General features: G+C 55.8%; 9 protein-coding genes. All 9 read left to right on the top strand.

Annotated features, from left to right (window positions below):
- Window positions 1–309 precede the first annotated feature (309 nt).
- The 9 genes from RE6C_RS01815 (at window position 310) to RE6C_RS01775 (ending at window position 12971) form a co-directional block, all read left to right on the top strand.
- Window positions 310–1590: a tetratricopeptide repeat protein gene (locus RE6C_RS01815; RefSeq protein ID WP_039960967.1), complete on the top strand. Its 1281-nt coding sequence runs from the start codon at window positions 310–312 to the stop codon at window positions 1588–1590.
- A 196-nt stretch (window positions 1591–1786) separates the two neighbouring features.
- Window positions 1787–2482, top strand: coding sequence for a 16S rRNA (guanine(527)-N(7))-methyltransferase RsmG (gene rsmG / locus RE6C_RS01810; RefSeq protein ID WP_008653293.1), 696 nt, complete (start codon window positions 1787–1789; stop codon window positions 2480–2482).
- 105 nt (window positions 2483–2587) lie between these two features.
- On the top strand, window positions 2588–3592 hold the full coding sequence (gene cysD, locus RE6C_RS01805) for a sulfate adenylyltransferase subunit CysD (RefSeq protein WP_008653291.1): 1005 nt from the start codon (window positions 2588–2590) through the stop codon (window positions 3590–3592).
- Between the two features lie 62 nt (window positions 3593–3654).
- Entirely contained in the window at window positions 3655–5598 is a 1944-nt protein-coding gene (gene cysN / locus RE6C_RS01800) for a sulfate adenylyltransferase subunit CysN (RefSeq protein WP_008653289.1), read from the top strand.
- The gene (locus RE6C_RS01795; protein ID WP_236617865.1) at window positions 5595–7787 is read left to right on the top strand and encodes a M3 family metallopeptidase; all 2193 of its coding nucleotides are present in this window, start codon (window positions 5595–5597) and stop codon (window positions 7785–7787) included. The genes cysN and RE6C_RS01795 overlap by 4 nt, the downstream gene beginning before the upstream one ends.
- A gap of 738 nt (window positions 7788–8525) precedes the next feature.
- Window positions 8526–9083 (top strand): sigma-70 family RNA polymerase sigma factor, encoded by a 558-nt coding sequence (locus RE6C_RS01790; protein ID WP_008653286.1) that lies wholly within the window; start codon window positions 8526–8528, stop codon window positions 9081–9083.
- A complete protein-coding gene (locus RE6C_RS01785; RefSeq protein ID WP_008653284.1) occupies window positions 9080–10549 on the top strand; it encodes a FecR domain-containing protein in 1470 nt (489 codons plus the stop codon). Before RE6C_RS01790 ends, RE6C_RS01785 begins: the two co-directional genes overlap by 4 nt.
- 2 nt (window positions 10550–10551) lie before the next feature.
- A complete protein-coding gene (locus RE6C_RS01780) occupies window positions 10552–11799 on the top strand; it encodes a hypothetical protein (RefSeq protein ID WP_039960965.1) in 1248 nt (415 codons plus the stop codon).
- Window positions 11796–12971 (top strand): hypothetical protein, encoded by a 1176-nt coding sequence (locus RE6C_RS01775; RefSeq protein ID WP_008653279.1) that lies wholly within the window; start codon window positions 11796–11798, stop codon window positions 12969–12971. The genes RE6C_RS01780 and RE6C_RS01775 overlap by 4 nt, the downstream gene beginning before the upstream one ends.
- The last annotated feature ends 65 nt before the right edge of the window (window positions 12972–13036 follow it).

The raw sequence follows: 13036 nt of genomic DNA, 5'->3' as shown, positions 1-13036 counted from the left end.
ATCGAATCGATGACGAGTTCTGGCCGATAAGAATGCCGCAGTAGCTTCACAATTCGCGACGTTGAATTGAGTCGGTCGCAAAGCCGCGCTTGCGTCACCACGCTCACATGTGTCTGAAGAAGTATTTTCAGAAAAATCGTTGTGGACGCTAAAGTCGTTGAAGTTGGTCAAGTGAATGGTCGATCAAAGCCAATGGAATGATCTGCTGTGATTGGATTATCCATCGAAACGCCCGTTTTACACACGTTTGAAACGGGCGGAGCCGGTTGCAATGGCCGGTCACGAATGCTCCTCATCGAAGTGTGAAACATGGACGCCACACGTCAGCCAAACGCAACTCGCAAGACTCGCCCAGCCAAGCGTGAACTCGTTTTCTCGTTGGTTGTGGGTGGTTGCCTCACGTTGACTTCAACCGGTTGCGCAACTCGTTCGATGTCCTTGGCATCAATGAATCCGTTCGCAAGCAAAAGCACGGCAACGGTTAGCGAACCCAACGAAGGCCCCAGCTTCATCGCTTCGGCGGGTGATTCGGTGGGCAAAGCTGCCGGTGGCGTCGGCACCGCGACCAAGAACGCTTGGGGCAAGACCACCGGCACGGTCGCTGGTTGGTTCAAACGCGAATCATCGGACGTTAACAGCGATCCGCTCTCATTGGAAAACGAACCCGGTCAATTGGAACCAGACGTCTTGGTTGCCAATGGACAACTTTGGGAATCAACGGGCAACTTGACCAAGGCCATGGAAAGCTATTCCAAGGCACTGGAAGATGCGCCAAATCATGCATCCGCGTTGACCAGCGTGGCTCGCCTTCACTTCCGCGAAGGCAACCATTCCAAGGCGGCTGAATTCTTCCAAAAAGCAATTGCGCAGAATCCAAACGACGCAGCTCTGTACAACGACTTGGGGCTGACGTTGGGCAAATTGGGGCAGCACCCGATGGCCGTGCAAACCTTGGCCCGTGCGTTGGAACTGGCTCCCGGAACTTCGCGTTACGCCAACAACTTGGCCAGCGTGCATTTCGAGTCGGGGCAAAGCGAACAGGCTTTCAAGGTGTTGGCGGCCAACAACAAGCCCGCGGTGGCTCACTTCAACATGGCGTTCTTGCACTACAAGAAAGGCCAGAACGCAGACGCTCAGATTCACCTGCAGCAGGCTGTCACGCATGAAGCCGCTGCGGCAGGTGACCCGGCCACCAAACGTGCCATCGACCGTTCGCGTGAGATGCTGGCTCAGCTGAACCCAGGATTGGGAACTACTCCGGCGGCCAACATCGCATCCACAGCGACTCCTGGCAAAAATATTGGTGCAGCGGCCGGCCCTGTGGCCACGGTTGCTTCGGCACCGGCTCACCTCGCCAATCAGACACCACCGAGCTACGCGGCTCCACCGAGCTACGCAATTCCTGGTGCGATGCAGCCCAACGGACAGCAACCTGTTGTTCCTGGCAGCAACTCAGCGGTGAGCTACCAAGACCCGAGTGCGGCTGCACCAGCGGAATCGCCCAAGGCGGACGCGAAAGCCGAGGGGACCGCTCCTGCCACGGAATCGAAAGAATCGACTCCACCGATCAATTTCAGTCTTCCTGAGTGATTTGGCCTGAGTGGATCGGATCGTTCTTCCAGGTGAAAGAATGAGTCGTGGGATTCCCGCGACTTGCTTTCGCCAGCACCAGCGGCCGATTTTTGGCTCTCGATGTCCGTTGCGTGGCCGTTTTTGTCGCCTTTCGGCGTTTCTGGGCCACTGTTCCGCTACCCAGCTTCGATCGCCCCTGGTATGACCTGCGGGCATGATTGACGCAGAATTCAAAACGGCCTTGGAACAATTCGGACTCGAGCTCGATGAGCCTTTGGGCATGTCGCTGCAGCAATACGCGCAGTCGCTGTGGCGGTACAACGAGCAGATCAACCTGACCCGGCACACGACGTGGGATTTGTTCGTCACACGTGATCTACGCGATTGCTTGCAATTGGCTCAGTTGATCCAGCCCGGCGAAGAAGTCCTGGATATGGGCAGCGGAAATGGCGTGCCCGGCATTCCACTGGCGATGTTGCGGCCCGATATCGACGTCGCTTTGGCAGAATCGGTCGGCAAACGAGCCAAGGTGTTGGACGAGTTGGTGACCGAACTGAATCTGCCGGTGCCGGTCTATGCGGCTCGCGGGGAAGATTTGCTGGAAGATTTTCGCTTCACCACGATCGTCAGCCGTGCCGTTGGCAGCCTTCTCAAGTTCTGCCGCTGGGTTGAGCCTCACTGGAGTCAGTTTGATCGATTGTTGCTGATCAAAGGTCCCAAGTGGGTCGATGAACGGGGGGAAGCCCGTCATCACGGATTGCTCAAAGGTCTCGAACTCCGCGTTGTCGCGACCTACCCGTTGGGGAGTGTCGCCCCCGAATTGGCGGAGGCCGAAGAGGCTGACTCGCCCGAGGCCGCCGACGCCAGTCGTGGCGTGATCTTGGAGCTGACGAAGAAAAACAAGGGCTGAGTTCGCTGAATCGAGTTCCGACTGGATCGATTCTGCACCCCGTTTATACTGCTGCGCTCAATGACGTGGCGAACCCGAATCGTTTTCACCTAATTTCGAATGTCTATGTCCGATTACAGCCTCACTCACCTGAAACAGCTCGAGGCCGAGAGCATCCACATTTTTCGAGAAGTGGTCTCGGAATTCCAAAAACCGGTGATGCTTTACTCGATCGGCAAAGACTCCGCGGTGCTGCTTCACCTAGCCTTGAAAGCCTTCCACCCGGCCAAGTTGCCATTTCCGCTGCTGCACGTCGACACGACGTACAAGTTCAAGGAAATGATCGAGCACCGCGAAAATTATGTTCGTGGGAAGTTGGGTTTGGATGTGTTGGTCCACATCAACGAAGAAGGTCTGAAGGCCAACATTCCCCCGTGGGAAGACAGCGAGCGTCACACCGAGTTGATGAAGACGGACGCTCTGAAAGCGGCTCTGGATAAATACCAGTTCGACGCCGCCTTTGGTGGAGCTCGCCGTGACGAAGAAAAGAGCCGTGCTAAAGAACGCGTCTTCAGCTTCCGTGACAAGTCACATCGTTGGGATCCAAAGAACCAGCGTCCAGAACTCTGGAACTTGTTCAACGGACGAGTCAACAAGGGTGAATCCATTCGCGTCTTCCCGATGAGCAACTGGACCGAGTTGGATGTGTGGCAGTACATCCACATGGAAAACATTCCGATCGTCCCGTTGTACTTGTCCGCACCTCGCCAAGTCGTCAATCGCGACGGATTGTTGCTGATGCGAGATGACGATCGCATGCCATTGCTTCCGGGTGAAAAAGAAGAGACCCGCATGGTGCGTTTCCGGACTCTGGGTTGCTATCCGCTTTCCGGAGCAGTCGAAAGTGAAGCGGCCACATTGCCCGAAGTCATCCAAGAGATGCTGCTGACCCGAACGAGCGAACGCCAAGGTCGAATCATTGACCAAGATGAAGGCGGCGTCGGCATGCAAAAGAAAAAGAACGCGGCTACTTCTGATCGCTTTGCGATCGGCTGCTGGCTACTAGCTGCTAGCGGCAAGCTCTTCGGTAGCGGAACATTCCGAGCGGCATCCGCTTCCTTCTCAACGTAAACCTGTACCTCCGATCGGCTGTTGCTAGAAGCTAACGGCTAACTGCAAAAACCTGTCCTCTTATGTCTCATCAATCTGATCTGATCGCTACCGACATCGATGCTTACTTGAAGCAGCATGAGCAAAAGCAATTGCTGCGTTTCATCACCTGCGGCAGCGTGGATGATGGCAAGAGCACGTTGATTGGCCGTCTGCTCTATGATTCCAAATTGGTCTACGAGGACGAGCTGGCCAAGGTCCAAAGTGACTCGGTTCGGCAAGGCAGCGTGGCTGGTGGATTCGATCCATCGTTGTTCATGGACGGGCTGAAAGAAGAACGCGAACAAGGCATCACGATCGATGTGGCGTACCGCTATTTCAGCACCGCGAAACGCAAGTTCATCATCGCGGACACGCCTGGTCACGAACAATACACTCGCAACATGGCGACCGGTGCCAGTAGCGCTGACTTGGCGATCATCTTGATCGATGCCCGTCACGGCGTGCTGACGCAAACCCGTCGTCACTCGTTCATCGTGTCTTTGTTGGGCATTCGCCACGTGGTCGTGGCAGTCAACAAAATGGACATCGACGGCGTCGACTACAGCGAAGATCGCTTCAACGAAATCTGCGACGACTATCGCAGTTTCGCGACACGTTTGGATTTGCCCGATCTGCACTTCATTCCAATCAGTGCGCTTAACGGCGACAACTTGGTCGACCGCAGCGAGAACATGCCGTGGTACACCGGCAGCACGCTGATGAACTTCCTGGAAACGGTCTACATCGGATCGGACCGCAATCTGCAAGACTTCCGGTTGCCGGTTCAGTTGGTCAATCGTCCCAACCTCAACTTCCGCGGTTTCTGCGGAACGATTGCATCCGGAATCATTCGCAAAGGCGAAGAGATCACGGTTCTGCCAAGCCGTCAGAAGTCCAAGGTCAAAGAAATCGTCACCTACGACGGCAACTTGGATGAAGCCTACGCACCGCTTGCGGTCACGCTGACGTTGGAAGATGAAATCGACGCCAGTCGCGGTGACATGATTGTCCGAAGTGGCAACCTGCCGCGAAGCGAGTCCGACGTCGAGGCGATGTTGGTTTGGATGAACGAAGAAGCGATGGTTCCGGGCAAGACTTACTTGGTCAAACACACCACGCAAACGGTCCCCGGGAACGTCGAAACGTTGGCTTATAAAGTTGACGTCAACGATTTGCACCGCATGCCGGCGCCTACGTTGGAACTGAACGAAATCGGACGAGTTCGGTTGTCGTTGTCCGCACCAATTCACCACGACCCCTACCGTCGCAACCGAACGACGGGAGCGATCATCTTGGTCGACCGCATCACCAATGCGACCGTCGCCGCTGGGATGATCCTAGATCGTGGAACGACTGGAAGCCACAAATCGGTATGGGACGATGAAGTCTCCGCCGATGATTCGTCGGACGCACTCTCAACGGTTACATCGGAAGAACGAGCCGCTCGATTCGGACAGAAACCCGCCACCGTGTTGTTGACCGGTCTGACCGGCAGCGGCAAGACTTCTATCGCTCGGGCTGTCGAACGCAAATTGTTCGACGCGGGACGATCGGTTGCTGTGGTGGATGGCGAATTCGTACGTCGCGGATTGAGCCGAGACTTGGGCTTCAGCGCGGACGATCGCAGCGAGAATTTGCGTCGCAGCGGTCACCTGGCTCATACCCTGAACGATGCTGGGCTGATCTGCTTGGCGTCTTTGGTGGCACCATCTGATGATGTGCGTCAAAAAGTCGGCAAGCTCATCGGTGAAGATCAGTTCTTGGTCGTGCACGTGGCGACTCCGTTGGAAGTTTGCCGCGAACGTGACACCAAGGGACAGTACGCGAAAGCTGACGCGGGCGAGTTGTCCAACTTCCCTGGCGTGACTGCAAAGTACGACGTTCCGACCAATCCAGACTTGGCCGTCGATGCCTCCACCACTTCCATCGCAGAATGTGCGGATGCGGTGGTGGAACTTCTGAAATCAAAAGGGTTCATCAAATGAGATGGTGTGTTGTTCCGGCAAGCTTCCTTGCCGCGATCGCGTTGGTCCAACCTTCCTATTCACAAGAATCTTCCGTGAACAGCTCGCAGACTCTCCTTTCCACTTCGCCGCTTTTGAAACCCTGGTTGGGACCTCATGGTGGGGTACCGCCATGGAACGAAGTGCGTGTCGATGAATTCAGCGCTGCCTTTGACGCCGCGATCGAGCAGGCGGAGAAGGAAATTGACGAAATCGCCAACCAGTCGGCGCCGCCCACGTTCGAGAACACTGTTCTCGCGATGGAAACCGCTGGCGAAGCCTTGCACCGAATCGAGGTGCTGTTCGATGTGCATGCGGGGAACTTGAATCTTGGGCCAATCCCAGATTTGGAACGCAGCATCACGCCCAAGTTGGCGGCCTATTCCGATTCAGTGACGCAGGACGCGGAGTTGTTCGCTCGGATCGAAGCGGTCCACGATGACGTCTTTGAAAAGAAGACAGTAACGCTGGATGACGACGCAAAACGTCTGCTCGATGAAACGTTCAAGAACTTTGTCCGCCGCGGGGCTCGGTTGAGTCCGGAAGACAAATCCAAGCTGTCGCAGATCAACACGCGATTGGCTCGGTTGTTCACCGACTTCAACCAGAACGTCCTCGAAGAAGAGAAAGGCCACGTCACTTGGATTGATGACGAGTCGCGATTGTCCGGGGTGCCTCAATCGACGCGGGACGCAATGGCGGTCGCGGCCGAAGAAAAAGGTGGCAAGGCCAAGTGGGCTGTGACCAATACGCGTTCGTCGATGGACCCGTTTTTGACAAACGCGGATGATCGCGAGCTTCGGGAAGAGGTTTGGCGAAACTATTACTTCCGCAGTGACAACAACGATCAATACGACAACAAAGGCATCATTCGCGAGATCTTGAATCTGCGCGCGGCCCGAGCGAAATTGCTCGGCTATCCCACCCACGCTCATTGGCGAATGGAATCCACGATGGCGGGCACGCCCGATCGTGCGATGGAATTGATGATGAAGGTCTGGCCTCACGCCGTGCAGCGAGTCGCGACGGAAGTGGCGGACATGCAAGCCATCGCCGACGCAGAAATGGAAGCCGCTGGCAAACCGAAGATCAAAATCGAACCTTGGGACTACCGCTACTACGCCGAAAAGGTCCGGGCTGAAAAATACGACTTGGACATGGCGGAAGTGCGTCCTTATCTGCAACTCGATCGCTTGGTCGAGGCGATGATGTGGTGTGCGGATGAACTGTTCGGATTCCAGTTTCAACCTGTCGGGAATCTGCCCATCTTCCATCCCGATGTCACCGTTTACGAAGTGGTGCAGAAGTCCGACGGAAGCCATGTGGGACTGTTTTACCTGGACCCATTCGCTCGTGAAGGCAAACGCAGCGGTGCGTGGATGATGGATTACCGAGGTCAATCAGGATGGGATCTTGATCCCGCCTCCGCGGACGTACCCGTGCGGACTCCGATCGTTTCAAACAACAGCAACTTTGTTCCCGCTGCGGACGGCAAGCCGGTTTTGATTTCCTGGGACGACGCGACCACGTTGTTCCATGAATTCGGCCACGCCCTGCATGGGCTGTCCAGTCGCGTTCATTACCCGTCGCAGTCTGGCACCAATGTCGCTCGCGACTTTGTTGAATTCCCGTCGCAGGTGTTGGAGCATTGGTTGTCGACGCCCGAAGTGTTGACTCGCTACGCAACGCACTACGAGACCGGCGAGCCAATGCCCAAAGAATTGCTCGACAAGATCGAAGCCTCGTCGAAGTTCAACAGCGGGTTTGAAACCGTCGAGTACTTGGCTTGTGCGATCCTGGACATGCAGCTGCATCAACTGCAGGCCGGCGACATTGAGGTCAGTGAGTTTGAAAAGTCGGCGTTGGCGGAGATCGGCATGCCAGACGAATTGCCAATGCGTCACCGCTTGCCTCACTTCAGTCACCTGTTCAGCAGCGACGCTTACTCGGCCGGCTACTACAGCTATCTGTGGAGCGACGCGCTCACGGCAGACGCAGCGGAGATGTTCGTCGAGGCGGGAAGCTTCTTCGACGAGGAAACCGCTGCGAAGCTATTCGATCACATTCTCAGCGTCGGCGACACAATCGATCCCGTCGAAACCTACCGCAATTTTCGCGGTCGTGATGTCGACACAGAAGCCCTGCTCCGCAAACGCGGTTTCGCGGAATGATCCGAATCGCGAGAAATCGTGCAACTTCAATTCCATCGGTAGCCGACAAAGACCCTTTGTTGGGATAGCTGTAGCCGACAGAGGCCCTCTGTCGGCATGAACGCAATCCGTCTCGGCAAGCGAGTGGACCCATCCTTCTGAACGCAATTGGGGAGCGTTCCCAGCGAGCGGTTGAGCACAACTGCGCGGAATCGCGACGCGTCAGGCTCCGTTTCAACGCAAAGACGCCAGGGCGCAGAGACGCCTGGAATCGCTTGAGAGAGAGCGTGTATCGGCGGATTAGTCTGCCGGAAGATCGAAGTTGAGTTCTGGGCAACGGCAGAGGCTCCACGTCCCCGCGCCTCACCGCCTCGGCGTCAAAACCAAATCGCCTCCACGCCGCCCTTCTCAACCCGTCAGCTTTCCCTGCAAACCGTTGAGGTTGTCACAAGCCGGCTGGCACCTCCCGGCATTTTCGCCTGTAGCCGACGGAGGCTCTCCGTCGGCCTGAACGCAACTCGGTGCCTAGCACCCCACGGCACGATATTTTTCTGGACCATATTCTTCCGGACTATGCAAACGGTGGATAGCAATCGGATGCGCACGGAGCGCCCATTCGGGCCGGCGCGAATGAATGCTCCGGCTACGAGGTGGCGAAAGGATGTCGCCATTGGCGTCGGCCAATAGGAGCCGGTATCCGCGCCAGAAAAATCTGCTTGAAATAGCGGCAGGGTCCGGGCTGGCGCAAACTATAGCAATATGGATGTTGAATCTGATCAACCTGAGTCCCCCGATCCCATTTCCGAGGCGGATTTTGTGCGGCTGTTTGCTCGCCATGAGCTGGCGCTGCGAAACTACGCGCGCCTAATCCTGCCCGATTGGAACCGCGTGGATGATGTGCTGCAGGATGCCAGCATCACGATGTGGGAAAGCCGGCAGCGTCTTCGGGACGAAAGTGGCTTTCTGCCCTGGGGCAAAGTCATCGTTCGTCACAAGTGCTTCAATGCGATCGCGAAGATGCGTCGCGACCGACTGGTTCTTGATAAGAACGTGCTTGAGCTGATCGCACGCGAAGAAGCGGTTGAAACCGAGTCGGAAGACTTGATCCGTATTCAGCTTTCTTTGGAAGAGTGTCTCGGCGAGCTGACGCCGGAACGCCGTGAACTGGTTCTGGCACCCTATCGCGGGGCAGGCGAAGTGAAAACACTCGCTGATGAGTCCGGTAAGACGCCTAACTCGCTCTACAAAATTATCGGCAGGTTGCGTGGGAAACTATCGCAGTGTGTCGAAGCGAAACTGAGGCTGGAACTGTCATGACCGCGGACGAGATGAAACCGGAAGAACGAATTGATCGGTACCTGCTCGGGCAGGCGACGGCAGAAGATGTCGAAGTCCTGAACGAGTTGCTCGCCAAGGATGAACAACTGCGGAAGCTCTATCGATTACGAGTTGCGCTGGAGGGTGGTTATCGAGAGGCTGCCGTACGAGACGAATCTGTAGGACGGGCACTCTTGCCCGTCACCGACGAGACCATCAGTGCTCAGACGGGCAGGAGTGCCTGTCCTACGATCGTTGATTCGCGATCGATGCTGTTCGGCTTCGTCGTTGCAGCATCCTTGGCCGCCGTTGCGCTATTTGCCATAACGCAGTGGAGTCACTCTGATCGAGAAACGCCAACTTCCGGAGACTTCACTGCATCAGTAAACCCTATTGCACGGTTGGTCGCATCGGTTGACGCTGACTGGCGAAATATCGAGCCGATGCCTGGGGCATTGCTTGAGGCCGGCAGCTTTCGTTTGGATGCTGGCACGGTGGAGCTGGAGTTCAACCAGGGCGCTCGCGTCACGCTACAGGGCCCATCGCATTTTGAGTTGAAGAGTACGGATTTGCTGCACGTTTCTTCTGGCAATCTGGTCGCGAGGATCCCGGAGGAAGCAATCGGCTTCACGATCACAACGGATGAAACGGAAGTGGTTGATTTAGGCACGGAGTTCGGGCTAAGGGTTGGCGAGGACCGGCAAACAGAGGTTCACGTGATCGAAGGACTGGTCGAAGTCTTTGAGCGTCAGGACGCCAGGGCCGACGGCTCGAACAAGCGGTCAGTTGAGAGTATTCGCATTGAAGAGGGGCAGGCGATTCGATGGAAGGTAAATGAAGCCAAGGAATTGGGGTCAGAGAATATTCCCGTCCGCTCCAGTCGCGGAGTCCTGGGAAGCAGACAACGAAGTGATCTCGGACTCACCTTTTTGCGAGGCAACATTCGCTGGAAAGAGGCCGTGTCGCCGAAAGATCTGAGGCGGCAGACGACTTCCTGGATCGAAGTGATCTCGGAGAAAAGTGGTGTGTTGTTAGATCAGGACATGCCGATCACGCTGAATTCGTCTGGCAACTATCGGCTCTTCAGCGACCTCGGCCATACCATTCCCGCAGGGACGAAAGTCGACAGTTATCTCTTCCATTTCAGGTCGACGGAGCCCGCGCCAATCCGTGGTGTCATCAAGTTTGATCGGAAGATCGTTGGATTGATTTGTGAGGCAAATCACCTGGGTCGCAGCGATCCAATCGTGGGACGCGATGGAGTGGAGTATCCATTGGCGGCCAAGAAGTATCGGGGCCTTGAACCACACTTTCCGATGGAGGATCCGGAGCCGACCGAGGGTGGAGGGTTGTCGGCCGATGAAGTGACGGTTTCCAAGGACATGAAGACGCTGGGGTTGAGCGTGAACGTCAATCCGGGGCGAGGCGTCGACCAACTGCGAGTTCTCGTATTGAGCAAAGAGTGATCATGGATATGAAGCGTGGGATGGGCACTCCTGCCCGTCCAGAACATGTCAGGCAAGAGTGCCAGAGCTACTTGGTAAATCGGCGGCACTTTCTACGTAGCGGTCTTGCTCTAGGCGCGGGGCTGACCGCCAATCTGACGCCGAATTCCGCTCTGGCGACCGAAACGAAGACAACTCAGGTCAAGCCCGTGGGATTCTTCACGCTAGGCCAGCGAGAGAATCACTGGTGGTTGATCACCCCGGACGGCAAGCCGTTCTTCACGATGGGATTGAACCATATTGATCCCGCGAGTCTGCGCTACCCCGAGAACATCGACATCTGGCGTCAAAAATATGGCGGCAGCACGATTCGTTGGATCAAAGAATCGGTTGCTCCGAATCTCAGGTCATGGGGATTCAATACCGTCGGCTGGGTGCAAGAGGTGACCGTCCGGCAGTGGCGGCATTCGCGTGCCTTCACCGTTGACGAGTATCGTGCGCTGGATATGCCTTATTGCCATTTGCTCCCGTTCACCGAGTCACATCAATGGGAGCAGCACACGGTCCACTACGATTTCCGCAGTGAAGATTGGAAAGAATGGGTGGACTATGTTGCACGGTCACAATGCGCCGAACTGGCGGAAGACAGGAACCTCATCGGCTACTTCTACAGCGACTGTCCGACGTGGATTCACAACCGACCGCATAACCAATGGCGAGGCCCGATCTTTGATCCTGAGCGTCTTAAGACTGAAGCAGGACGCAAGGAACTGAGCGAACTGGCAGCCAGTTACTACAAGACCACACACGACGCCATCCGTCGTTACGACAAACATCATTTGTTGCTTGGGGATCGTTACGAAGCCAACGCGCCGATTGCAATGGAGGTGATCGATGCCGCCAAGCCCTTTGTCGATGTGTTGTCCTTCCAAGACTTCCGCAATCCCGTGCAGCATCTCGACGAGTGGCACAAAAAGACCGGCAAGCCTGTGCTGCTGGCCGACGCCGCCAAAATTAAATGGCAGACGAAGCCGGGTGAATTCACCCCCAACGATGGCCACTGGTACGCAGAGACTCTGGCGGCCTTGCATCGGAATCCAGGTTGCATTGGCTTCCATCTGTGTGGGGCGCATCAGCGGAACAAAGGCAGGCGATATGGATTGCTCGATGAAATGGAAAAGCCGGACACAGAGAACGTGGAACTGATGAAGGCCGCAAACCAACAGATCGTTCAACAGATGGATCAAACTTTTGGAGAGGGAATCGAATGATGCGGACCACCAAACGCAGAAGCTTCCTGCGCAGCAGCCTGGCATTCGGTTGTGGCTTGGCCGCCACGCCATTGCTGAATTCTGCTCAAGCCTCCGAAGTGAAAACGACACAGGTCGAGGCAAGTGGTTTCTTCACACTGGGTAAACGAAACGATCACTGGTGGTTAATTGACCCCGCGGGCAAGCCGTTCTTCACAATGGGATTGAACCACATTGATCCGGCGAGCCTCCGATACCCTGAGAACGTCGACATTTGGCGTGAAAAGTATGGTGGCAGCACGCTGCGTTGGATCAAAGAGTCGGTTGCGCCAAACCTGAAAGATTGGGGATTCAACACCGTCGGTTGGGTGCAGGAGGTGACCGTCAAGAAGTGGCAACACTCGCGCCCCTTTACCATCGACGAGTATCGCGCGCTCGAGATGCCGTATTGCCATTTGCTCCCGTTCACCGAGTCGCATCAATGGGAGAAACACACCGTCCACTACGATTTCCGCAGCGAAGATTGGAAGGAATGGGTCGACTATGTGGCGCGCTCACACTGCGCAGAATTGGCTGATGAAAAGAATCTCATCGGCTATTTCTACAGCGACTGCCCAACCTGGACTCACGACAGACCCGACAACCAATGGCGTGGTCCGATCTTTGATCCCGAGCGACTAAAGACTGAGGCTGGGCGTAAAGAACTGATCGAACTGGCAACCAGTTACTACAAGACGACCCATGACGCCATTCGTCGCTACGACAAACATCATTTGTTGCTTGGCGACCGTTACGAAGCCAACGCGCCGATCGCGACGGAAGTGGTCAATGCCGCCAAGCCGTATGTCGACGTGCTGTCGTTTCAGGATTTCAGAGATCCGGTCAATCATCTCGACGAGTGGCACAAGAAAACCGGGATGCCAGTTCTCCTAGCAGACGCAGCGGGAGTGAATTTCCGGAGCGAAGAGTTTTTCAAACCAAACAACGGGCCGTGGTACGCAAAGACGCTGGCTGGACTATTTGAGAATCCCGGCTGCATCGGATTTCACCTGTGCGGTGCCTATCAACGAAACAAAGCCCGTCGACGTGGACTCCTGGACGAAATGGAAAAACCCGACGGGCAGCACGTCGAACAAATGACGACCGCGAATGAGCAGATCAGTCAGAAGATGGCTCAGATGTTTCAAAACTAACCAACGCACGAAAGAAAGTATCGCAATCTGTAGTGGACGAGGTCACGAGTCCTTGAGTACGGGAC

The sequence above is a fragment of the Rhodopirellula europaea 6C genome (genome assembly GCF_000338295.1).
Lineage (GTDB): Bacteria > Planctomycetota > Planctomycetia > Pirellulales > Pirellulaceae > Rhodopirellula > Rhodopirellula europaea.
This window is presented reverse-complemented; position numbering and strand designations above follow the sequence as displayed.